Raw genomic sequence first — 21,330 nt, forward strand, 5'->3', positions numbered from 1 at the left:
GTTACATCCCTTCGAATTCGCTCAGATTAAACTTAATTTCGAACTCCTCAACGAGCCGTTTGAATCCTTCCGGAAACGGCGGCAGCGGATCGGACCGCTCGACCGCCTTCAGCACTGACTGATCGAACACGGAGCTTTTCGAAGGCTCCCTCAGCATGACATCCAGAATCGACCCATCGCTCTTGACCTTCACAAGGACAACCGCCACCAGGTCCTTCCGCTGCTCGGGCTCCGTCAGCGCGACCGGGTAAGACCAGTTACTCTTGATCCAGTTCGTTACCTCCATCTCGTAGATGGCCAAGGAAATCCCCTGCACCGACCCGCCGCCGGAAGCCCCCCCCTCCCCGCTGCCGCCGGTCGTCCGCATCCGCTCTTCAAGGCGCGCCACGGCGTTGTCGATCAAGTTGTCATCCCTGGCCGCCGCCTTCTTCGCCTCCTGCTTTGCACGCTCCGCTGCCTCGCGCCTCGCACGCTCTGCATCTTCCCTTCTCTTTTTCTCCGCCGCCTGCTTTTCGATTTTGGAAAGCGCCTGGTCGATCCGCTCGGCAGGCGTCTTCTCCGGGGGCTTGTCAGCCTTGACGGGTTTTTCGATCGTCCGTTTGGCGATCGGAATGACCTTTTCCGGTGTTTTTTCAATTGGGGCGATTTTCTTGACGGCCGGCGGTTGCGGCGGCAGAGGCTTAGGCACGACCGCCGGTTTCGGCGCAGCCGGTTTGGGTGCGGCAACCTTCGCCGCAGCGGGCTTCGGCGCGGCCGAGTCTCCCTTCTCCGCCTTCGCCGACTTCTCGGGGGAACCGAGCCTGTTCGGCAAATCCACCAGATTCACCTCATAGATCGACCCCTTGATGTCGCGCGTCGGCACCGCTCCCGGAACGAGCAGGATCACCCCGAACGTACACACATGGAGCAAGGCCGAAATCAGCAGCATCGCCGGCCACTTCGGCTGTATCGCCCCCGCGGCCCGCCCGTGCATTTCCCAGGACATTCCAGGCCTCAATCGAGTGGTTCGGTTACCATGCCGAGTTTATCGATCCCCCCCGCCTTGACCCGCGCGATGACCTGCATGACAAAGCCGTAAGACACGTCACGGTCTGCGCGAAGGAGCACCTCTTTGTCCCGCCTGTTCTCGAAGATCTTGCTGATTTTCGTTTCCAGTCCCTCCATCTGCATCTCATGGTCTTCCAGCAAGATTTTCCGGTCTTTCTGTATCGTGATGATAAGCGGATCCTCTTTCGTCTTGATGGGGCGGGAATCGGTCTTGGGCAGATTGACATCGACCCCCTGCATGAGCATGGGTGTTGTCACCATGAAGATGATCAGAAGCACCAGCATCACATCCACCAAGGGGGTGACGTTGATCTCCGACATGAACTTCTTTTGATCGCCGACGTGACCCATGGCATCCTCTAGCGCACCGGCCGACCGATGCCCTGGCGTTTGAGCAACTGCCGTTCTACCATGCTCAGGAAATCGGCCGTAAAAATATCCATATCCACCTTCAATGCGGTAACCCGCTGGTTGAAGGCATTGAAGGCCACGACCGCCGGGATGGCGGCTGCCAAGCCTGTCGCCGTCGCCACCAGGGCCTCGGAGATCCCCGGTGCAACCACTGCGAGATTCGCCGCCCCCTTGAGACCGATGGAGCGGAATGACTCCATGATACCCCAGACAGTCCCGAAAAGCCCCACAAAAGGCGCCGTGTTCCCGGTGGTCGCCAGAAAGCCGAGGGAATCCTCGAACCGGTTCACCTGCTCGATCACTTCCTTTTCCAGGGCGCGCTTCAGATTGTCCATCATGGTCTGCTTGGACCAGACCAGGGCCCCGGAATCGGGGGCATGCTCCTCATCCCCTGCCAGAGAGATTTCTATCTTCTTCAACCGATTGAATTCCGCATAACCGGATCTGAATAGGCGCGCCACCGGGCTGTAGGCGTAGTTTTCGGCCGCCGTAAATATCTTTTTGAGTTCGAGACCCTCCTTGAACAGATCCAGAAAGCTCTCCGTCTCCTTGCGGGCCTTGCGGAGAAGACGCGCCTTTATCAGGATGATGGCCCACGAAATAATCGAAAAAATCAGCAATATAAGCAGCACCAGTTTGACCATGAGCCCGGCGTTGACCACCATGTGGAGGATATCTCCTCCAGCGGCGCCCACCTCGAAGATGCCGACGGGCCATTGGACGATCAATGGAACCTGAATCATTTTCTCTCCCCGGCCGAACTCCGGCCAACCTCTCCCCCAAAGCGGTGTACTCTCATCTTACCCAAGCCCGCCGCGCAACCAGCCGTTCTTTTCCCGAGGGGCGGGTTCATCGCCTCCCTCGGCACCGCAAAGGCGAGCCGAGCTGCGGGATCACTCCCGGGTGCGACATCTTCAGGATACACGAAAGCCTCCCGTAGATGAACTTTTCCATGTTCACACTGGAGGAGGCTCTAAATCCATAACCGTTTATTGTAATTTTTCAAATATAAAGATACAAGAAAAATCTCTCGCATTGCCCAAGAACGGGTGAGTTCTATTTCTACGGGGAAAGGTCGAAAAAGGCTGCCAGGAACTGCGCCATGGCGCCCGCATCCTCCAGACCGAAGCGCGGCACGCCGAGGTCCATCGGCAGGTCGCTCACCAGGGCGATCAGGCGGGAGTCGTTCACGCAGAGGGGTTTGGAATCCGGGGAAGGGGGCCGAAACACTTCGATCTTGTTCTTCGCCTCATGCTTGTAACCTTCGGCCAGAACGAGGTCCACGTTCCGAAAAAAGGGGAGCAGCTCGTCCAGGGTGTAGTCGTGATCCACATCCTGCACCATCCCGATCCGGACCGGGGAGGAGATGAGCGTCGTGACGGCGCCCGCCTGCTTGTGGCGCCAGCTGTCTTTTCCGGGCCGATCCATCTCGAAGCCGTGCCGGTCGTGTTTGATGGTCCCGACACGGAGGCCGGATTTCACCAGGGCTGGGATCAGCTTCTCGATGAAGGTCGTCTTCCCCGCATCCGACCAGCCGACAAATGCAACCACCGGCGGCGCGGCGATCGTTTCGGGCATCGTCGTATCGACACTCCTTTCGAAGATGGCAAAGGCCCTCGGGATGGCGGGGCAAGTGCCGCGGCACAGGGCCTCGAAGAAAATCATCCACCGATGCGGGACATCTGCCGCATGCAGGCCTCTGGACGCACCCGCTGCAGCCCGTGTCCCTCCGGCTTGTTCCTGATCGCCTCTCTGATGAGGGCAAGGAGTTCTTCATCCGAGCGACCCTGTCGCAACGGGGTCTTGAGAGACACCTCGGCGTCGGAGAAAAGACAAGTCCTCAGCTGTCCGTCCGCCGTAAGGCGCAGGCGGTTGCAGCGCTCACAGAAGTGATCGCTCAATGCGCTGATGAAACCGATCTGACCGGCCCCGTCGACGACCCGGTAACACCGTGCGGGGCCGTCGAGCAACCCTGGCGTCAGCGGCTCCAGCCGGCCGAACTGGGAGATTTCCTCGTAGATCTCTTTCGACGAGATGAATTGGGCCGGATCCCAACTGTTGTCGGCGCCGACAGGCATATACTCGATGAAACGGACCTGATACGGACGCTCCTTGGCCACCCGAAAAAAATCCCCGATCTCGTCATCGTTCACGCCCCGCATCATCACCACGTTGATCTTGATCGGATCGAACCCGAGGCGTTCGGCAAGCTGAATCCCGGCAACAACCTCCTCGAACCGGTCTCGCCGTGTGATCTGCGCAAAACGCTCCCGTTTGAGGGAATCGAGGCTGATGTTGAGGCGGCTGACACCGCTCTTCTTGAGGTCGGCAGCGAACTCGTTCAGGAGCACCCCGTTGGTCGTCAGCGTGACCTCTTCCAATCCCGGCATCCGGTGCAGCCGGGCAAGCAGGTCCACGACCTCCTTCCGAACGAGCGGCTCGCCGCCGGTGATGCGGACCTTCCGGATCCCGGCCGTTACGAACACCCCGATCAGGCGAAGCATTTCTTCGTAGGAGAGGATCTCTTTGTGCGGCATCACCGGCACGCCGTCCTCCGGCATGCAATAGCAGCAGCGCAGATTGCATCGGTCCGTTATCGAGACGCGCAGATAATTGATTGTACGGGAGGCCGGAACAGAAACCATTTGGCTGGACATCGTAAATCCTCGGTCTATTTCTTCAATTCATCCCATTTGTAGTCGATCACTTCGAGCAGCACGTTGTTTACCTTTTTGGGATGAATGAACGCGAACTCGCAATCCCGAAAGGGCCTTGCCACCTCTCCGCTCGGGGCGGGGATGAAGGGATAATCCCGCGATTGAAGCTCATCGACGGCCTTGCGGGTATCGTCGACGTTCAGGCTCACGAGCATCACACCCTCACCGTGCTTGTCGATCCACTTGGCCACCGGTCCGTCCGGAGTGGTCGACTCCATCAGTTCGAAGCCCGCCTCCCCGACCCAGTAGCGCGCCACACGGATCTTCTCGGGCTCGTCGACATAGGCATCGTCCGGGCCGCCCTTGCCGAGAACCGGCTCCCACACCTTTTTGGCCGCATCCAGATCCCTGACAGCGATGCAGATGTGATCCAGCTTGTTGACCTTCATGATTTCCTCCTCATCGGGAGCGCCCGCAACCGAGCGCCCGGTCTGCGTTCGATCCGAAGCTCCCGCTCAACTCGGCGCCTGCCCCTTGAATAGCTTCGAGAACATCCGGTTTTCTTCGGCGATGCACTGCTCCTTCAGGACCCGGTACTTTTCCAGAAGTTCCCGTCCGGCATCGGTCAAATGGGTCCCTTCTTTGCGGTCGGTGTGCACGATGCGCCGGCCGAGCGTCTTTTCGGTCGCCTTGATCTTGCCCCAGACCGCTTTGTAGGACATCTTCATGAGCTTCGCCGTCTGGTTGATGGAGCCCGTCCGGTCGATCGTTTCGAGGATCTCTCTCCGGCCCTCGCCCATGATGATGCGATCGTTCTCGTCTACAATCCAGAGCCGCGTCTTCAACCGCAGGACCTCGGCACTCTCCCTGTCCGGCTGTCCTTTGCGCTCCTCCACGTCAGCCCACCTCCTGCCAGAGTTCACCGCTTCGAGACGGGTCATAACCCCCCATCGCCGTGACGCGCCGCCGAAAATCATCGGACCGCATCGTTTCGATCGTCACCCGGACCGCTTGCGATTCGAGCGCCTCCCGCATCACCACCACGTCATACTGCTCCCGCACGACGGGGATGAAATCGAGGTCGAGCGCCCTGGCGGCGGCGAAGATCCCCATCCCGCAATCCGCCACCCCGCTCAGGACATCCACCGCCACCGCCGTGTGCGTAAACTCCTCCTGATCGTACCCCCGCACGGCGGCAAGATCGATGCCGGCCGACCGGAGGCTGTAATCCAGGAGGACGCGCGTCCCCGAACCGGCCTGCCGGTTGACGAACAAAACGTCCGGCCGCGTCAAATCCTGAAGGCCCCCGATCCCCTTGGGGTTGCCCTTGGCCACCATCAGCCCCTGATCCCTCAAGGCAAAGTGGAAGACACTCACCGGCACCCCTTTCAGGTACCGCTCGATGTAGGGCAGATTGTATCGGCCCGACTCCACGTCCAAGAGATGGGATCCGGCCATGTGGCACGACCCCTTCTTGAGCGCCAGCAACCCGCCCAGGCTTCCCACGTTCCCAGAGACGATCCGGGCCGGCAACCCCAGCCGCCGCAACTCATCGGCCAGGATGTCGATGGTCATGTCGTGGCTTCCGATCATCACCACGGTCTGGCTCAACTCCTCACGATCCACGAGGAGCGTCGCCTCCACCGTCTCCTTCCGGGAGATCCCCTCCGTCAGCAAAGGAACCCGGATCAGGCCTTCGGCCCGGGTCAGGCTCGTGATGGAGCCCGCCGCCCTCGGCAGCGGCACGGCGACGTAGCGATCGCCTACCTTGCCGATATTGACGCGCAGAAACTCCTCGACGCCCGGTTTCGAAGGGATGTCCCTCACCGGCATGACCGCTACCGTCTCCCTCGCCGGCAAGCGCCGCCCCTGCAGGCGGTAAAGGAGAGGCTTCACAAAATGCTCGAAGGAGAGAACCGACGAGACGGCGTACCCGGGGTTGCCCACAACGGGTCTGCCGCCGACATCGGCGAGGATGGTCGGCTTTCCCGGCATCATCGCCACGCCGTGGACCAGGATCTCGCCCATCGAACCGATGACATGCGCGGAGAAGTCCTTGCTGCCGGCGGATGATCCTGCATTGACTATCACCAGATGGGGGTTGAGATCAAGGGCATCTTGAAGCGCCTGACGGATGCGGTCCTCCTGATCCGGCGCCACCGGACAGATCACGGCCTCGCCGCCGCACTCCTCGACCAGGGCCGAGAGGAGGTGCGCATTGGACTCCACGATCTGCGTGCCCTCGGGCGCATCGATCTTCCGGGCCTCCTCGAAAGGAATGATCTCGGTGCCTGTCGGGATAATCGCGACCAGCGGACGACGCCGAACCGGCAGTTCGAAGACCCCCGCGCTGATCAGCGCCCCGATGTCATAGGGCCGGATCCGGTGATCCTGCGTAAAGAGCAGCTGGCTCGCGACGACATCCTCGCCCACCTTACGCACGTTCTGCCAGGGGTAAGCGGACGCCCTGATCTCGATCCGCTCCGCGTCCACGGTGTGGATCTTCTCGATCATGACAACGGCGTTGAACCCGGCCGGCATGGGCTGGCCCGTGTTGATCCAGACGGCGTCCTTTCCGATCTCGAGCCGGCGCGGCCGCGTCTCGGTCACCCCGTAGGTATCCGCGGCACGGACCGCCGCCCCGTCCATGGCCGCCGAGTGGTAGGTCGGCACAGACCAGCGGGCGAAAACCGGCTCGGCCGTGATCCGCCCCAAGGCCTCCCGGACCTCGACGCGCTCGGACTCCGTTCGCCGGCCGCGGCCGAAACGCTCAAGGAAAAGGCCCTGCGCCTCCTCGATAGTCTTCATGTCCAGATAGACGTTTCTCTTCAACTCCCGCCCTCCTTCCGTCATTCGAACAACAGGACGCGCACGGTCTCCCCCTGATAGAGCCCCTCGGTGTGCAGACCGATCTTCACAAGGCCGTCGGCGCGGATCAGCGTGGATATGAGGCCGGATTTCCCGAAAACGGGTTCAGCCGCACGGGTGCCGACGTCGTCGAAAAGCCTGACGCGGACGTAATCCTCACGCCCTGTGACGGATTCGATATTGCGCGACAGGCGGGCCGAGACCTCTTTCGGCCACTCCTGAGCCCCCGCGGCCACCCCGGAAAGCCTCCCGAGCAGCGGGCGTAGAAAGACCTCCGCCACCACCAGGGCCGAGGCGACATGCCCGGGTAACCCAACGACGGGCTTGCCGCCGCACCGGCCTAGAATGGTCGGCTTGCCGGGGCTGATGGAGATGCCATGCACGAGCAGTTCGAAACTCGGCAACGCCTCGAGGACAGAGAGGGTCAGGTCGCGCATGCCGACCGAACTCCCCCCCGATATCCAGACGGTGTCGCAAAACCCCAGGGCCTCCCTCATCATGCCCTCGAGGGTCTCGAACCGGTCCGGGCAGATCCCGAAGTACCGGGGCTCGGCACCGCGGCGGCGGCAGAACGCCTCGAGGGTGTGCCGGTTGATGTCCCTCACCTGTCCGGGGGCCGGTATGGAATCACAAGGGACAAGTTCGTCCCCGGTCGAAACGATCCCCACCAGCGGGCGCCGGTGAACAGAAACCCGGCTGCATCCGAGTCCGCCGAGCGCCCCGATCTCCTGGACGCGCAAAGGCGCGCCTTTGGGGATCACCAGCGCGCCCTTCCTGAAATCGTCTCCAGGCTGGATGACGTTTTCAAGGGGAGCGATCGGCCGCGAGACCTCGAGCGTGGTTTCGTCCAGCATCTCCGCGTACTCGACCATAAGCACCCCGTCGGCACCTTCGGGGAGCATGCCGCCGGTCGCGATCCGCACGGCCTCCTGCTCTCCGACATTCACCTCCGGAGCGGCGCCCATCCGGACCTCGCCCGCCAGATTGAGGAGGGCCGGAAGCCCCTCGGAGGCGCCGAAGGTGTCCCTGGCCCGGACGGCATACCCGTCCATCGCGGATCTGAAAAAGGTCGGCAGGTCCTCCGGTGCTTCGAAATCGCGGCTCAGGATGCGGCCGAGGGCCTTGTCGATCGGCAGGCTTTCTTCCTCCAGCGGATCGAACCCATCGATCAGCGCCAGGACGTCGGCGGTCGTTCTCAGTTTGAAAAAAGATTCCATGCTCGAAAGCTCCAGATCGAATCCGCCTGCCGTTCGAACAGCGAGGGCTGACCGGCTCCGGTGGATAAATATTCTCCCCTTGGAAAAAGCGGACCCATCCTGATTTGTATCGATTATGTCACAAAAAACATAGCGATTCAAACAGAAAAACCCCGCGATCCCCCTGCGGGATCCACACGGAAAAGGCCCATCCCTGCAAGGTTGCCATTCAGACGCCCCTGTGGCATGATCCGTTTGGGAACTTTTCGGAATGCCTTTACAAGGCCTTCACGACTCATCGAAGACACGATGCCGTGTGCATGAGCATCCTTACAGTGAACTCAAGGCGCTTGACCGAACGCCAAAATAATGGGGTGAGGTAAAGATATGCAGCCCGCAAAGCCGGATCTCAAAGGCAAACGCACCGGCCCCTACAGAAAGTTCATTTACTGGCTCACGCCGGAGGATGCGGCCCGTTTGAGGGAGGACCTCACCGCCGAAGGCATCAAGGTGAAGGCTGCCAAAGGCGTCGTCTGCACGCCGTTCGACTCGTTCAACCGGATCAGCACCGTGGCACCCGAGGTCTGGGACGATACCTGCAAACGCGCCGGCGCGTGGTACCATACCTCCGACAAGGACGGCCTGCACGCGGTCGTGAGTGCTGCAGCCCTGCCCGGCTATGAAGACCGTCTCGCTTCGGTCGTCACCGAATCGGACTTCACTCCGCCCCGCCTGGCCGACAAGGAGGACAAGCGCGCCCTTCTCGAAGACCCCATGCTGAAGGCACGGATGCCTCCGGCCTGGCTCAACGTCCTGCCGCGCGAGGAAGCGATCTATCTCCGCTGGGCGCACCGCATGGGTTCCGAGGAATCCCATTTCAATGCGCTCTTCCTCACCCACACGGCCAACCACGCCAACTTCATCCGTCCGCGCTTCTTCATCGAGGAAGCAGGGCGGATCGTCCCTTATTCCATCGACCGCACGGCCCACTTGTGCTCCTGTTGCCTCGAGATCTACCAGATCCTGGGGGATGCCTACCCGGTCAAACGGGTGGCGCCCTGCCCCGGCGCCGCCCTTTTCGCCCGCCTCGAGCCCGACCGCTATCTCCTGGTGCGGTCCGGGGCCGTGGCGGGGAACGATTGAAAGGACGCCGCGGCAATGGGAGCGTTGAGCGGATTTCACACATCGATCGACAGAAAATACCCCAAGGAGATCCTCCTGCCGGACGGTCGTGAGGTGCTCATCCGCCCCCCCGGGAAGGCGGACGCCGACGGGCTGCTCGGACTCTTTCAGAAACTGCCGCTCATCGAGCGCTGGCGCTTCGATGAGAATCCATGCGAACGGGGCATTATAGAAGGCTGGATCGATCGGCATCTGGAGGGCCGCACATTCGGCATCCTAGCCCTTTATGAAGACAAAGTGGTGGGATTCGGCACCATTTTGCGCCCCGGCTACGGCGGCCGCCGCCACACGAGTACCCTGCAGCTCGCGCTCCTGCCCCCGTTTCGAAAACTCGGCCTGTGCATGTGGATGACCCTCGACCTGATTCGCCGGGCCATGGAGTTCGACATCGAGACCCTCCGCGCGGACCTCGTGATGGGGCTCGAAAACGACGTGATCGAGGCGCTCGGCAAGTGCGCCTTTGTCGAACGGTATGTTGTCGAGGACGGCTTCAGGTGCCCGGACGGGCTGTGCTATATCACGGTGGTGATGACGAGAACGCTCTATCCGAACTGGAGCGATTTTTGAGCCGATGAGCCGCTTCCCATCACAGTTCGTGCACCTGCAGACCCCCAGAGGCCCCGTCGACATTCATTCGTTCTGCAGGCCCGAAACGATCGCGGCGTTCGATTTCGACCCCTCCCTCAAACGCTACACAGCGTACAAGCCGCTCCTCTCGGACAAGGAGACCCTGCTTACAGCCGCCTCGCAGGCGGAGCAGAACGTCACGCTCGCCTGCACGGAAGAAGGCGCCATCGTGGGTGTGGCCCTGCTGGAATATCCATCGGAGGAGGAGCGCTGGGCCCGGGTCGGCGAGCGGATCACGATGGAGGTCGCCGTGATCGAGGTGGGCGCCGCCTGGCGCTCCGCCGGCATCGCCCGGGAGATGCTGCGGGCCCTCGTCGATCATCCCCTGAAGGAAAACCGCATCTTTTATATGGTCGGATACTCCTGGACCTGGGACCTCGAAGGCACGAGGCTCACCCCCATCCGCTACCGCGAGGTGCTGATCGGACTGTTCTCGACCTTCGGTTTCAGGACCTACCAGACCAACGAGCCCAACATCCTGCTCCGGCCCGAGAATCTCTTCATGGCCCGCATCGGCGAACGAATCCCTGAAGCGGTGCAGAAACGCTTCAAATGGGTCCGCTTCGATATGGATCGCTACATGGAGGACACCGGCTGGAAAAACGCCTGACAGGCCGTTGAAAAACGCCCATCTGCTGCTTCGCGCTCATCCCGTGCCACTGCGGCGCACTGATATGTGCGCCTCATCCCACGGGATTTCGCAAGCCTTGCATCTGGAAATCTTTCAGCACCCTGTAGACATGGGGTTTTTCGACACGCTGCCGAGCGGCTGTCTGCCTGTCGAAGCCCAGCCGGCCCGAACCTGCGTTCGGAAAGAGGGCTTTGAAACACGCGGGGGGGGGACCCGAAGGCCTGTTCTCCCTCCGAGCCGCAACGGGAAGGACATCCGCCTACCGCTTGAAGAGCAGCATCGCGCCCAGCATGAGGAGCAGCACCCCCGCCATGCGCCGGAGGTCAAAGGGGATCCCTTTGAACCCGAACCAGCCGTAATGGTCCAGGATCAACCCCGTGGTCAACTGCGCCGCAATCGTCGCCCCCATGGCGGCGGCCGTCCCGATCCGGGGAACGGCGACGATCGTCAGGGTCACGAACATGGCCCCCAGAAACCCGCCCGTCAACTCCCACCACACGGCGTCGTAAATCCCCTTCAGACTCCCGCGCCCCGTCACGAGCACCACGGCCAGGAGGGCCAGGGTCCCCACGGCGAAAGATATACAAGAGCTTTCGAGGAACCCCACCTTCTGGGCGAGACGTGCGTTGATGGAGGGCTGGAGGGCAACAGCCATGCCGCCGGCGAACATCAGTGCGAACAGAACGAAATGGGACATGGGATCGTCTCCTCTCCTCTTGTCGGCGTATCCGTGTTTGTCCACCGGACCCCGCAGGCGGCGGATGGCCGTCCGGACCGGTGTCGAAATCCCATGATAGCCATTATCGAATGTTTTTCCAGGAAAAATCCACCGGCAGGCCTCAGGCCGTACCGGCCGATTTTTGCACCGCCCCCGCCTCCTGCGGACGTCCACGCCCCGTGTGCGCGTCCAGGAAGCCGATCCAGCGCACGTTCAGGCTCAAGGCCCCTCCGTCGTCCTCCACCCGGCCCTTGAGGACATAGGGCCGCGCTGCCTCCAGCAAGTGGCAATACCGGTCGTAGACCCGCGGGAAAAAGACCGCCTCGTAGATCCCGGTGGGGTCCTCGAAGCTCACGAACTTCATGGGCTCCCCGCCCCGCGTGTGCACGGTCTTGCCCGTCACCCACCACCCGACGGCCGTGACCTCGCGCCCCACACAGCACCGCAGGTCCCGGGCCCAGACCGGCCGCAGCCGCACGAGGGCATCCCGGTGGCACGCGATGGGATGGACCGAGAGGTAAAAACCGAGGGTCTCGGCCTCCTGCCGCAGCCGGTCGGCGCGGCAAAGCGGCTCCTCACGGCCGGGCGGGCGCATCGGAGCCGGATCGAGGCGGTCGAAGAGGCCCGGGCACCTCCGGCTTCGATCCCTGGCGAAAAAGCCCAGGGCCTGCCAGACGAGGGCCGGTCGGGCGGCCTCCCCCTCCAGGCGGTCGAAGCAGCCCGCCTTGATCAGGATGCGCGCGTCCTGAAGCGTGATCCGCCCCCGCATACGCCCCAGGAAGGACTCGAATGACCCGAAAGGCCCGTTCTTGCCCCGCTCCTCCAGGGCGGCCGCGGCGCCCTCCGCGGAAAGGGCCTTCAACTGCATCAGCCCCACCCGCACATCCCGCCCGCCGCCGGTGTAGGCCGACGCGCTCGCGTCGATGTCCGGCGGCAGGACCCGCAGCCCCATGCGCCGCGCCTCGGAGATGTACCCGAAGGTGTTGTAGTAGCCCCCGCCGTTCGAGATCACCGCGGCCATGAACTCGGCCGGGTAACGGGCCCGCAGCCAGGCCGACTTGTAGGCCACGAGCGTGTAGCTCGCCGAGTGGGGCTTGCAGAAGCTGTAGCCGTCGAAGCCCATCATCATGCGCCAGACCTCCTCGACGGTTTCCCGCCCCACGCCCCGCCGGGCGGCGCCGGCGCAAAACCGTGCGTAGAAATCCCGGAGCTTCTTTTCGCGGTGCTTCTTGCTCACGACCTTTCGGAGGGTATCCGCCTCCCCGGCCTCGAACCCGGCCAGGTGGATCGCCGCCAGGCTCAGCTGCTCCTGGAAGACCATCACCCCGAGGGTCTCCTCCAGAACGGGGCGCAGCAGCGGATGAGGCGGCTCCCACGGCGCGCCGTGCAAACGCTCCACCCAGGTGTGGATGCTCTGGTTGGAGGCCGGTCGGATGATGGAGGTGACCACCACGTTCAGATGAAAATGGTCCATCCGCCGGTACGCCTCGAAATCGATCCCCCGGCGGACCTGGGTCAAGACCCGCCGGGTCGCCGGGCTCTCGAAATAGAAGACCCCGAAGGTGTCGGCCTGATGGAAGATGCGGACGGCCGCGGGGTCGTCGAGCGGATCGAGTTCGCCGTAAGTCGGCACCCGGCCCGGGTGATTCTCCGATGCCATGGCGAGGGCGTCCCGGATCACCGCCAGGCTCCGGTTGCCGAGGATGTCGATCTTCACCAGCCCTGCATCCTCCACCGCGTCCTTTTCCCACTGGAGGACCGGCACCCCCTTGGCCGATATCTCCACCGGACAATAGCGGCGGATGTCGTCCGGCACCACCACCATCCCGCCGCAATGGGTGGACAGATGGTTGAAATGCCCCTCCAGTTTGACGGCGGCATCCAGGATCTCCCCCCACGGCTCCTTGAAGTCGAAGCCGCGCATCCGGGGATGCGTCCTGAACTCCGCCCCCATCTTGCCGAGCCGCCACCCGTAGCCGATCCTGCCGGTCACGCGGGCGATCTCGCCCTCCGTCAGGCCGAACACCTTGGCCACCTCGCGCACCGCCGCCCGCGCCCCGAAGGTATTCTGGTTGGCCACCATGGCCGCCCGGCGGTGGCCGTAGCGCGCAAAGGCCTCGTCCATCACCTGCTCCCGCTCGTCCCAGGCGAAATCCACGTCGATGTCAGGCGGGTCCAGGCGCTCCGGGTTCAAAAACCGCTCGAAGAGGAGGTCGTGCCGCACGGGATCCACATGCGTAATCCCCAGGGCGTAGGCCACAAGGGAGGCCGCAGCGCTGCCGCGCCCGCAGGAATAGCGGACCTTGCGGGTCATCTCCGCCACCACCAGGAAATAATGGGCAAAGTTCTTGGCGCGGATGATCTCCATCTCGTGGTCGAGGCGCCTGCGGACGGCCTCGGTGAGCGGACCGCAGCGCCGCCGGCAACCCTCCAGGGCCGCCTGGTAGAGGCGGTCGAAGGCCTCCCGGTCGCCCATCCCCGCAAAGCGGGGAAAGACGATCCGGTTGAACTCCCACGCCGAAAGACAGTCGTCCGCAATGCGCAGGGTGTTGGCGACGGCCGCCGGGGCGTGTGGGAACTGGTCGATCATGGCCGGTGGGGGCTGGAGAAAATCCGCCTCCTTGCAGACGTCCGCCGGCGTCAGGCGCGAGAGGGTGCTGTTTTCGGCGATGGCCCGGAGGATGCGGTGCAGGGGGAAATCCCCGCGCTCCACGAGAAAGACCCGGCTCGTCGCCACGGGCGGCAGGCCGCTCCGGCGGGCGAAGGCATAGGCCCGGGCCATCCCGTACCCGGGCGACATCTCGACGAACAAATCGTCCCGGCTATCCCTCCGCAGCGCCTTCAGGAGGCGGATGTCGTCCGAGAGGACCGTCAGGCCGCGGCGCCTGTCCCGCAGGACCCCGGTGAGGTCGAAGTCCGAATCGCAGTGCCGGGCCGAGATCACCGCGGAAAGGTTGGCGTAACCCGCCTCGTCTTTGACCAGCAGCACCGCTCGGCGCCCCCCGTGCACGAGTTCACTCCCGACAATGGGCGCGATCCCATGCTCCCGCGCGGCCTGGAGGAAGGGGACCAGACCGTAGAGGCCGTTGGTGTCGGTCAGGGCCAGCCGCCGCATGCCCAGGGCCGCCGCGGCGCTGCAGAGCCGTTCGACCCCGCCGATCCCCCAGCCCTTCGAGAAGTGGGAGTGGACGTGCAGATGGACAAAATCCTCCATGGCTCATGCGCCCTCCCTCACACCGCCCAGGTCGCCCTGCAGGGGCAGACGCGCACGCCGGACCGCATCCGCACCGTAGCGCCCCCGGATCCGGTCGAGCGCCCGGACGAGGTCGCACGCCTTTTCCTTCTGCGGCGCAGCCTCCGGAAACAGGCTGAGCTGGCCGCTTTCCGGGGCGAAGTCCCGAAACCAGACCCCCATGGCCCGTATCCCGACCCGCCGGGATGCGGCCTTCCTGAAAAGCCGCTCCATCCAGGGATTCAATTCAAACTCCCACCAGCTCTGGACGGGGAGCTTCATCTGACGGTGGACCTCCTCCAGGTCCCCGTAGCGGATCATCAGGCCCGCCCGGCGGGGCCGGAGGGCCTTCTCCCGCAGCCGGGCGGCGCACGCCTCGACCAGCCGGGCAAGCACCCCCAGGAGGCGGCTGTCGTCGTTATCGTCCCCGGGCAGGCTCACGCCGGCGGACACCACCGGACGGGCGGACTCCGGGCGGACGGGCGTCGGATCGATCCCGAGGACCCGCTGCCGGATGACGTGGGCCCGGCCGCCGAAGATCAGCCGGAGCGCCCCTTCGTCCAGGGAGGCCAGTTCGCCCGCCCGCCGGATGTGCAGCTCTTCGAGGAGGATCTTCCGCCGGACGGGCCCGATGCCGGGGACCATGTCCACCGGCAGGGGGGCCATGAACACGGCCTCCAGCCCGTGATGGACGTCCAGCAGGCCCGGGCGCCCATGCACCCGCGAGGCGATGTTCGAGACCATTTTGTTCCCTGCCAGGCCCACACTGCCCACCAGCCGGATCCGTGTCCGAACCTCCCGCTCGAGCCGCTGCCCGGCGTCCCTAGCCCGCCCCCAGAGCCGCCCGGTGCCCGTCATATCCAGGTAGACATGCCCGGGTCGGAACGGCTCCCAAAGCGGGGTGTACCGGCCAGTGATCCCCGTCAGGGCCCGCCACGCGCGGTCGACCAGATCGGGATTGGGGGGCAGGCGCAGCAGGTCCGGGCACTGTTTACGGGCCGCCATGAAGGGCATGCCCTTGAAAATCCCCTGCCTCCGGGCCTCCCGCGACACACAGAGCAGGGGGGCCCGGTCCGAGCGGGGCACCGCCACCGCCACCGGCCGCCCTCTCAGCTCGGGCCGGCAGACCTCCTCCACCGCGACGGCGAAGGCCGGAATATGAAGATGGATGATCTGACGCTCCATGGCACATACCCACCCTTGCAGCAGGCGCAGCGCAAGCACATTCAAGTTCCCAGTTTCCATCCGGAAATGGTCTTTTTGGCCAATCTCGGCGTCAATCTGCACGTTTGCTTGTGCGGCGACCTGCAGGTCGCCTCCACGCAACCGCTTGATTTTCTTGATATTGGCCAAACCGGGACCCGCCCCGCAGGGGTGGGACTGAGCACGCGCAGCGTGTAAAGAAAAATCCTCATTTCCGGATTGGAAACCGGGTTCTACCGGGAAATCATTTCCGGATGGATACTTTCTAGGAAATAGGCGCTGGTCTTCTCGGCGGCTTCGCTGGCTTGCAGCAGGCGCAGCAAAACACGCCCAATTTTCGAGCCGGAAACGGCGACCCGTCACAAGCCCCTTTCCATCAGAGAATAAAGACTTTTCTTTACAGGCTCCGCCTGCCCGGACCCGCCCTGGAGGATGAAGCCCGGGTTTGGTCACGACAAAGGAAATCGAGCGTCTGCGCGGAGGCGCCCCGGCAAGATCGCCGCACAAGCAAGCGTGCAGATAAACGCCGAGATCGGGCAAAAAGGCCATATCCGGGCGAAGCTTTACTTGTAATAACGGATCACCCCGACCACCCTGCCGTCGATGCGCAGGTCCCCCTCTGCCACCCGGATGGAAGCCATGCCGGTGTGGGCCGGCCGGAGTTCGACATGATCCGGCCAGTGGTAGTAGCGCTTCACCGTCGCCTCGTTGTCGATGAGGGCCACCACCGTATCACCGTTTTCGGCCACGGCCTGCTTCCTGACCACAACGAAATCCCCGTCCAGGATGCCGTCCTCGATCATGGAATCCCCCGTGACCTGCAGCACGAAATGGTCTCCCGAAGCCGCCATGGAGGGCGGCACCTCGATCGCCCGGCGGTCCTCCACCGCTTCGATCGGCTTGCCGGCGGCGACCTTTCCGAGGAGCGGGAACTCGAATCGCCGGGCCTCCAGCGGCCGGAGCACCTCGACGGCCCGCTTGCGGTTCTTCTCCCGCGGACGTCGGATATACCCCTTCCGCTCCAGGATATCGAAATAGGTCGTGACCGCGTTGTAAGAACGGAACCCGAAGTGCCGGCAGATTTCATCGAAGCTCGGCGCCTGCCCCCACTCCGACCGGTACCGGACCAGATAGTCCAGGAAGGCCTTCTGTTTATCCGTCAACTTCATCCTGCGCCCTTTTATGGTGGTATTGGATGGCTATGGAACAGCATATTACTGTAAATATCACTGTAAGTCAAGGGCAAAAAACGCCGGCTTCCACCCGCAAGAGGGGCACCGCCGTCCGCGCGCCTGCTTCGGCGCCTCCCCCTGAACCCCGAAAGCACATCGGCTTCTCACGATCCCTTCGTGAAAAATCAAAAATCCCGTTGATCAAAAGGGGCAAACATGCCTATAGTGCGTTTTCCAAGGGAATATGCGCGCTGTGATGTCTCAGAAGGCGCCGCCCTCACCGTTCGTTCAAATGCCCCCCTGCAGCCCCGGTCCTTTCGGCGAAGGCAAACCGTGCATGCGCCGATGGATCCCGTCCAACGAGGAGATGCAGCCCATGGAGATCCTGAACAAACTCTACCGCCACTCGCTCACCCTTCTGACCGATCTCTACGAGCTGACGATGGCCTACGGCTACTGGAAACTCGGTATGGCGGACAAGGAGGTGGCCTTCCACCTGACCTTCCGGCAAAACCCCTTCAAGGGCGGCTACGCGGTGGCATGCGGCCTCAGCCAGGTCATCGACTACCTGCAGAACTTCCGCTTCGACGACGAAGACATCGCCTACCTCGGCACCATCCCCGGCAACGACGGCCGCCCCATCTTCGATAACGCCTTCCTGCAATACCTCAAGGGCCTCACCCTGACCTTCAACCTGGACGCCCTGCCCGAGGGGACCGTCGTCTTTCCGCAGGAACCCCTGGTGCGCGTTACCGGCCCTTTGCTGCAGTGCCAGATCCTCGAGTCGGCCCTGCTGAACATGATCAACTTCCAGACCCTGGTCGCCACCAAGGCGGCGCGCATCTGTCTGGCTGCCGAAGGCGATCCCGTCATGGAGTTCGGACTCCGGCGCGCCCAGGGGATCGACGGCGGAGTCTCCGCCAGCCGCGCCGCTTTCGTTGGGGGCTGCTCCGGGACGTCCAACGTCCTGGCCGGGAAGCTCTACGACATCCCGGTCAAGGGCACGCACGCCCACAGCTGGGTGATGGTCTTCGATGACGAACTGCAGGCCTTCCGGGACTACGCCAAGGCCATGCCCAACAACTGCATCTTTCTGGTGGACACCTACGACACGCTCCAGGGGGTCCGCCACGCCGTCACCGTGGCGAAGGAACTCCGCGAGGCCGGTCATGAAATGGTGGGGATCCGGATCGACTCGGGGGATCTGGCCTACCTCAGCAGCGAGGCCCAGAAGATCCTCGAAGAGGCGGGATTCGGGGACAAGAGCATCGTCGGAAGCAGCGATCTCGATGAACACGTCATCCACAGCATCAAGGTGCAGGACGCCCCCATCAGCAGCTGGGGTGTCGGAACGCGCCTGGCCACCGCCTACGACGATCCCGCCCTCGGCGGAGTCTACAAGCTCACGGCGGTGCGAAACAAGGACAGCCGCTGGGAGTACAAGGTCAAGCTCTCCGAGCAGCTGATCAAGGTCACGACCCCCGGGGTCCTGCAGGTGCGCCGGTACCGGCGCAACCGCGATTTCAAGGCCGATGCCATTTACGATGTCCAGCTCGGCGTCGAAGAACCCTGTACCATCGTGGACCCGCTCAATCCCACCCGTCTGATGCACATCCCGGCCGGCACCCCCCACGAGGATCTCCTCGTCCCGATCTTCGAGGGAGGCCGCCTGATCTACGACGTCCCCACCTCCCACGAGGCCCGGCAGCGTTGCCTGGAACAGATCGGGCGATTGCACCCGGCCATCCGGAGGCTCCTGAACCCCCATGAATACCCGGCCGGCATCGAGATGCGACTCCACGACCTGCGGACCGATCTGATCCGCGCCGCCCGCGAAGCCGCCGGGAAGTAGCAGCTCTCATAAACCAGCCAGATAGAATAGGAGAAGAAATCGAATGCGAAAGAAGAACCCTTTACTCATCATCGCCTCATTTGCACTGCTGGCTGCAGGCTGCGCCACCCTCGATGAAGATACCGTGGTGCAAACGCCCCAACAGCCTGTAATCAGCAAAACGCTGCAGCAGCCGCAGCAGGAAGCACCAAAAAGCCTGAAGCGCAAAGTGGCAGTCGCCCGTTTCTCCAATGAGACCAGATATGGCCAAAGCTTTTTCATCGATGCAAGCAATGACAGAATCGGAAAACAGGCATTGGATATTCTTTCCGCCAAATTGATGGCAACAGACAAATTCATCCTGCTTGAAAGGGCGGATTTGGATAAAATCGAAAAGGAGCTTGCGCTCGGAAATGCAGGGAACCTTCGCAACATGGCAGACTATCTGATTGTTGGATCAGTCAGCGCTTTCGGAAGAAAAGACCAAAGCGAGGTTGGAATCTTCAGCAGAGTCAAGAAGCAAATCGCCTATGCTAAGGTCCATATTAGATTGATCGATGTCTATACTGGACAAATCATATACTCTGAAGAAGGTGAAGGGGAAGCATTCTCCGAGGCAGGCACTGTTTTTGGTGTCGGTCAAAAAGCAGGATATGATTCCGCGCTTAACGATAAAGCATTAGAAACAGCCATTAATAATCTGTCATCGAATATCATTGAGAACCTACTGGATAAGTCTTGGAAGGCATACATCTTAGGATATGAAGATGGATACTTCATCATTTCAGGAGGTCGATCCCAGAACATAAAACCTGGCACATCATTCGAAGTGATCCAGGAGGGGAAAAAAGTTAAGAACCCGCAAACCAATATGTTTCTGACGCTTCCCGGTCATAAAGTCGCGGAACTGGAAGTCATTCAGTGTGTTGGAGATACCGTTGAAAACGAAGTATCATTATGCAATCTAGTCCATGGTTCATTATCTCCATTTATTGAAAAGAATGATTTCTCACAATTATACATCAGTGAAGGCGACAGGTGATTCGATATGAAAATAAAGGCAATATTTGTTATATTTGGCTTGTTATCTTTAGCAATATGCGGATGCGGATATCAAGAAGGTGTCATTGAACCAGATCGCCAATCCTACCTGTACTTCACTGGCAACACTGAAACCGCTATTTTTCATATTGATGGTGGTAATGGAATTTTGATAGAGGGTAATTATTACACAGATTCACAGACGGGCCAGAAAATTCATAAAGAAGGCCGCGTACTATATGAAATTATCCCCGGAAAACACGAAATCCTAGTAAAAAGGAATGGGACCGTTGTCGTTAAGCGTCTCTTAATGGTCAATAAAGGATCGACCGTGGAGGTACATATTCCATGAAATATAAGTTTTTTTTATTTATTCTCATGCTGGCTTTGAGCGCCCTTATTGTTGGGTGCACCACGAGAAGCCAAATGTATTATTGGGGAAATTACTCCGGCACCTTATATAATGCGAAAAAAAATCCTTGTCCGGAGTCCTTATCTGAGCATAAAGCCGGCCTCGAAGCCATCATAGATGAGTCCAAAACTCGCAATTTAAGGGTTCCTCCAGGCGTTTACGCTGAGCTTGGGTATATATACTCTATGGAGAACAATACTCAAAAGGCGATTGAATTATTTCAACTTGAACAGAATACATACCCTGAATCCGGCGTTCTTATGGCGCGACTGATTCAACAAACCGAAAAACGCGCTGCACACGGAAATAAACAGGGAAATATCCCACCAGAAACTTCAATCCAGAAAGAAAAAGAAATGGGAGATTTGGAAAGTGAAAAAAACTAGTAGGATCTTCTGTCCTCTTTTGTTATCTTTGCTTTTCCTTGGCGCAATGGTGTCTGGATGTGCCACAGTTCAAATGACGACTAAAGGCGAAGAGTTTCCAAATATGTATGAAGAATCGCCGGTTGCCATACTTGTCTTGCCTCCTATAAACGAGTCGACAGCTGCAGATGCTAAACAATACTACGCTACAACGGTGCAAGAGGCTATTTCTTATTGGGGCTTTTATACCTTCCCATATGAAATCACAACTGACATTCTAAAAATGGAAGGTCTGTATGATACTGAATTACTAGTCAATATGCCCATTAGTAAATTCCGTGAATACTTTGGCGCAGATGCGGTTCTATTTACAACGATAAAAAAATGGGATCTTAGTTATATCGTAATCGCTTCTACACTAACTGTTGCTATCGAGGCTGAGTTGAAATCTACAACAACTGAACAAACTTTATGGAGTTACAGAGGAACAGTTGTAGTCGATCTTTCCGGTGGTCAACAGGTGGGCGGTGGATTGGCAGGGATCATAGCACAGTTAATAATAACTGCTGTCAATTCTGCTGTTGCAGATTATGTTCCTTACGCTAAACAGGCCAATTATCGCGCCCTGTCAACTCTTCCCTTTGGGAAATACCATCCCGACCACATGACTGATCAAAGCATGTCTTTTCCGGACTTGACGCCTGCAAAGACGGATTTGTAAAGGCGATTTTTGTCGA

The 21,330-nt window shown here is 60.9% G+C and carries 23 protein-coding genes; 10 read left to right on the forward strand and 13 right to left on the reverse strand.

Features of this window, described 5'->3' with window-relative positions; genetic code table 11:
* Window position 1: 1 nt before the first annotated feature.
* The 9 genes from ACZ500_RS14780 to ACZ500_RS14820 form a co-directional block, all read right to left on the reverse strand.
* On the reverse strand, window positions 2–928 hold the full coding sequence (locus ACZ500_RS14780; RefSeq protein ID WP_464228110.1) for a TonB family protein: 927 nt from the start codon (window positions 926–928) through the stop codon (window positions 2–4).
* A 65-nt stretch (window positions 929–993) separates the two neighbouring features.
* Complete coding sequence (gene tolR / locus ACZ500_RS14785; protein WP_464228111.1) at window positions 994–1,398, reverse strand: protein TolR; 405 nt, start codon at window positions 1,396–1,398, stop codon at window positions 994–996.
* Between the two features lie 8 nt (window positions 1,399–1,406).
* Entirely contained in the window at window positions 1,407–2,201 is a 795-nt protein-coding gene (tolQ, locus tag ACZ500_RS14790) for a protein TolQ (RefSeq protein WP_464228112.1), read from the reverse strand.
* 319 nt (window positions 2,202–2,520) lie between these two features.
* The gene (mobB, locus tag ACZ500_RS14795; protein WP_464228113.1) at window positions 2,521–3,123 is read right to left on the reverse strand and encodes a molybdopterin-guanine dinucleotide biosynthesis protein B; all 603 of its coding nucleotides are present in this window, start codon (window positions 3,121–3,123) and stop codon (window positions 2,521–2,523) included.
* Window positions 3,120–4,115: a GTP 3',8-cyclase MoaA gene (moaA, locus tag ACZ500_RS14800; protein WP_464228115.1), complete on the reverse strand. Its 996-nt coding sequence runs from the start codon at window positions 4,113–4,115 to the stop codon at window positions 3,120–3,122. The genes mobB and moaA overlap by 4 nt, the downstream gene beginning before the upstream one ends.
* A 14-nt stretch (window positions 4,116–4,129) precedes the next feature.
* The gene (locus tag ACZ500_RS14805; protein ID WP_464228116.1) at window positions 4,130–4,564 is read right to left on the reverse strand and encodes a VOC family protein; all 435 of its coding nucleotides are present in this window, start codon (window positions 4,562–4,564) and stop codon (window positions 4,130–4,132) included.
* A gap of 66 nt (window positions 4,565–4,630) precedes the next feature.
* Entirely contained in the window at window positions 4,631–5,011 is a 381-nt protein-coding gene (locus ACZ500_RS14810) for a winged helix-turn-helix domain-containing protein (protein ID WP_464228117.1), read from the reverse strand.
* A gap of 1 nt (window position 5,012) precedes the next feature.
* Entirely contained in the window at window positions 5,013–6,947 is a 1,935-nt protein-coding gene (locus ACZ500_RS14815) for a molybdopterin biosynthesis protein (RefSeq protein WP_464228119.1), read from the reverse strand.
* A 17-nt stretch (window positions 6,948–6,964) separates the two neighbouring features.
* Window positions 6,965–8,200, reverse strand: coding sequence for a molybdopterin molybdotransferase MoeA (locus tag ACZ500_RS14820; protein WP_464228120.1), 1,236 nt, complete (start codon window positions 8,198–8,200; stop codon window positions 6,965–6,967).
* A 366-nt stretch (window positions 8,201–8,566) separates the two neighbouring features.
* Here ACZ500_RS14820 and ACZ500_RS14825 point away from each other — a divergent pair, with 366 nt between their 5' ends.
* From ACZ500_RS14825 to ACZ500_RS14835, 3 genes are read left to right on the forward strand one after another with little or no spacing between them, the layout of a single operon-like run.
* The gene (locus tag ACZ500_RS14825; RefSeq protein WP_464228121.1) at window positions 8,567–9,322 is read left to right on the forward strand and encodes a hypothetical protein; all 756 of its coding nucleotides are present in this window, start codon (window positions 8,567–8,569) and stop codon (window positions 9,320–9,322) included.
* Window positions 9,323–9,337: 15 nt separating this feature from the next.
* A complete protein-coding gene (locus ACZ500_RS14830; RefSeq protein ID WP_464228122.1) occupies window positions 9,338–9,928 on the forward strand; it encodes an N-acetyltransferase family protein in 591 nt (196 codons plus the stop codon).
* Between the two features lie 4 nt (window positions 9,929–9,932).
* A complete protein-coding gene (locus ACZ500_RS14835; protein ID WP_464228123.1) occupies window positions 9,933–10,598 on the forward strand; it encodes a GNAT family N-acetyltransferase in 666 nt (221 codons plus the stop codon).
* Between the two features lie 280 nt (window positions 10,599–10,878).
* Here ACZ500_RS14835 and ACZ500_RS14840 read toward each other — a convergent pair whose 3' ends face one another.
* From ACZ500_RS14840 to ACZ500_RS14850, 3 genes are all read right to left on the reverse strand, one after another.
* The gene (locus ACZ500_RS14840; protein ID WP_464228125.1) at window positions 10,879–11,316 is read right to left on the reverse strand and encodes a DMT family transporter; all 438 of its coding nucleotides are present in this window, start codon (window positions 11,314–11,316) and stop codon (window positions 10,879–10,881) included.
* A gap of 142 nt (window positions 11,317–11,458) precedes the next feature.
* A complete protein-coding gene (locus ACZ500_RS14845) occupies window positions 11,459–14,551 on the reverse strand; it encodes a DNA polymerase III subunit alpha (RefSeq protein WP_464228126.1) in 3,093 nt (1,030 codons plus the stop codon).
* Between the two features lie 3 nt (window positions 14,552–14,554).
* On the reverse strand, window positions 14,555–15,814 hold the full coding sequence (locus ACZ500_RS14850; RefSeq protein WP_464228127.1) for a DNA polymerase Y family protein: 1,260 nt from the start codon (window positions 15,812–15,814) through the stop codon (window positions 14,555–14,557).
* Window positions 15,815–15,820: 6 nt separating this feature from the next.
* On the opposite strand from ACZ500_RS14850, the gene ACZ500_RS14855 reads away from it, so the two are divergent.
* Entirely contained in the window at window positions 15,821–15,970 is a 150-nt protein-coding gene (locus ACZ500_RS14855; RefSeq protein ID WP_464228128.1) for a hypothetical protein, read from the forward strand.
* A gap of 365 nt (window positions 15,971–16,335) precedes the next feature.
* Here the strand turns inward: ACZ500_RS14855 and lexA are convergent, their stop codons facing one another.
* Window positions 16,336–16,941, reverse strand: coding sequence for a transcriptional repressor LexA (gene lexA / locus ACZ500_RS14860; protein ID WP_464228129.1), 606 nt, complete (start codon window positions 16,939–16,941; stop codon window positions 16,336–16,338).
* 26 nt (window positions 16,942–16,967) lie between these two features.
* Here lexA and ACZ500_RS14865 point away from each other — a divergent pair, with 26 nt between their 5' ends.
* The 6 genes from ACZ500_RS14865 to ACZ500_RS14890 all read left to right on the forward strand — a co-directional run bounded on the left by ACZ500_RS14865 (window position 16,968) and on the right by ACZ500_RS14890 (window position 21,314).
* Complete coding sequence (locus ACZ500_RS14865; protein WP_464228130.1) at window positions 16,968–17,201, forward strand: hypothetical protein; 234 nt, start codon at window positions 16,968–16,970, stop codon at window positions 17,199–17,201.
* 119 nt (window positions 17,202–17,320) lie between these two features.
* The gene (locus ACZ500_RS14870; RefSeq protein ID WP_464233060.1) at window positions 17,321–18,796 is read left to right on the forward strand and encodes a nicotinate phosphoribosyltransferase; all 1,476 of its coding nucleotides are present in this window, start codon (window positions 17,321–17,323) and stop codon (window positions 18,794–18,796) included.
* A gap of 43 nt (window positions 18,797–18,839) precedes the next feature.
* Window positions 18,840–19,817: a CsgG/HfaB family protein gene (locus tag ACZ500_RS14875; RefSeq protein WP_464228132.1), complete on the forward strand. Its 978-nt coding sequence runs from the start codon at window positions 18,840–18,842 to the stop codon at window positions 19,815–19,817.
* Window positions 19,818–19,823: 6 nt separating this feature from the next.
* Window positions 19,824–20,168 (forward strand): hypothetical protein, encoded by a 345-nt coding sequence (locus ACZ500_RS14880; protein ID WP_464228133.1) that lies wholly within the window; start codon window positions 19,824–19,826, stop codon window positions 20,166–20,168.
* Window positions 20,165–20,614, forward strand: a complete 450-nt coding sequence (locus ACZ500_RS14885; RefSeq protein ID WP_464228134.1) for a DUF4810 domain-containing protein — start codon at window positions 20,165–20,167, stop codon at window positions 20,612–20,614. Before ACZ500_RS14880 ends, ACZ500_RS14885 begins: the two co-directional genes overlap by 4 nt.
* Complete coding sequence (locus tag ACZ500_RS14890) at window positions 20,601–21,314, forward strand: GNA1162 family protein (protein WP_464228135.1); 714 nt, start codon at window positions 20,601–20,603, stop codon at window positions 21,312–21,314. The genes ACZ500_RS14885 and ACZ500_RS14890 overlap by 14 nt, the downstream gene beginning before the upstream one ends.
* Window positions 21,315–21,330 lie beyond the last annotated feature (16 nt).

It is taken from the genome of Desulfatiglans parachlorophenolica (assembly GCF_055394735.1).

Excerpts from the sequence above, each read along its gene's own strand:
- tolR (WP_464228111.1), bottom strand. The coding sequence starts at position 1,398 with ATGGGTCACGTCGGCGATCAAAAGAAGTTCATGTCGGAGATCAACGTC.
- moaA (WP_464228115.1), bottom strand. The coding sequence starts at position 4,115 with ATGTCCAGCCAAATGGTTTCTGTTCCGGCCTCCCGTACAATCAATTAT.
- ACZ500_RS14830 (WP_464228122.1), top strand. The coding sequence starts at position 9,338 with ATGGGAGCGTTGAGCGGATTTCACACATCGATCGACAGAAAATACCCC.
- ACZ500_RS14865 (WP_464228130.1), top strand. The coding sequence starts at position 16,968 with ATGGCTATGGAACAGCATATTACTGTAAATATCACTGTAAGTCAAGGG.
- ACZ500_RS14855 (WP_464228128.1), top strand. The coding sequence starts at position 15,821 with ATGGTCTTTTTGGCCAATCTCGGCGTCAATCTGCACGTTTGCTTGTGC.
- ACZ500_RS14835 (WP_464228123.1), top strand. The coding sequence starts at position 9,933 with ATGAGCCGCTTCCCATCACAGTTCGTGCACCTGCAGACCCCCAGAGGC.
- ACZ500_RS14870 (WP_464233060.1), top strand. The coding sequence starts at position 17,321 with ATGGAGATCCTGAACAAACTCTACCGCCACTCGCTCACCCTTCTGACC.
- mobB (WP_464228113.1), bottom strand. The coding sequence starts at position 3,123 with ATGATTTTCTTCGAGGCCCTGTGCCGCGGCACTTGCCCCGCCATCCCG.
- ACZ500_RS14845 (WP_464228126.1), bottom strand. The coding sequence starts at position 14,551 with ATGGAGGATTTTGTCCATCTGCACGTCCACTCCCACTTCTCGAAGGGC.
- ACZ500_RS14875 (WP_464228132.1), top strand. The coding sequence starts at position 18,840 with ATGCGAAAGAAGAACCCTTTACTCATCATCGCCTCATTTGCACTGCTG.
- tolQ (WP_464228112.1), bottom strand. The coding sequence starts at position 2,201 with ATGATTCAGGTTCCATTGATCGTCCAATGGCCCGTCGGCATCTTCGAG.
- lexA (WP_464228129.1), bottom strand. The coding sequence starts at position 16,941 with ATGAAGTTGACGGATAAACAGAAGGCCTTCCTGGACTATCTGGTCCGG.
- ACZ500_RS14825 (WP_464228121.1), top strand. The coding sequence starts at position 8,567 with ATGCAGCCCGCAAAGCCGGATCTCAAAGGCAAACGCACCGGCCCCTAC.
- ACZ500_RS14820 (WP_464228120.1), bottom strand. The coding sequence starts at position 8,200 with ATGGAATCTTTTTTCAAACTGAGAACGACCGCCGACGTCCTGGCGCTG.
- ACZ500_RS14840 (WP_464228125.1), bottom strand. The coding sequence starts at position 11,316 with ATGTCCCATTTCGTTCTGTTCGCACTGATGTTCGCCGGCGGCATGGCT.
- ACZ500_RS14805 (WP_464228116.1), bottom strand. The coding sequence starts at position 4,564 with ATGAAGGTCAACAAGCTGGATCACATCTGCATCGCTGTCAGGGATCTG.
- ACZ500_RS14780 (WP_464228110.1), bottom strand. The coding sequence starts at position 928 with ATGCTGCTGATTTCGGCCTTGCTCCATGTGTGTACGTTCGGGGTGATC.
- ACZ500_RS14880 (WP_464228133.1), top strand. The coding sequence starts at position 19,824 with ATGAAAATAAAGGCAATATTTGTTATATTTGGCTTGTTATCTTTAGCA.
- ACZ500_RS14850 (WP_464228127.1), bottom strand. The coding sequence starts at position 15,814 with ATGGAAACTGGGAACTTGAATGTGCTTGCGCTGCGCCTGCTGCAAGGG.
- ACZ500_RS14885 (WP_464228134.1), top strand. The coding sequence starts at position 20,165 with ATGAAATATAAGTTTTTTTTATTTATTCTCATGCTGGCTTTGAGCGCC.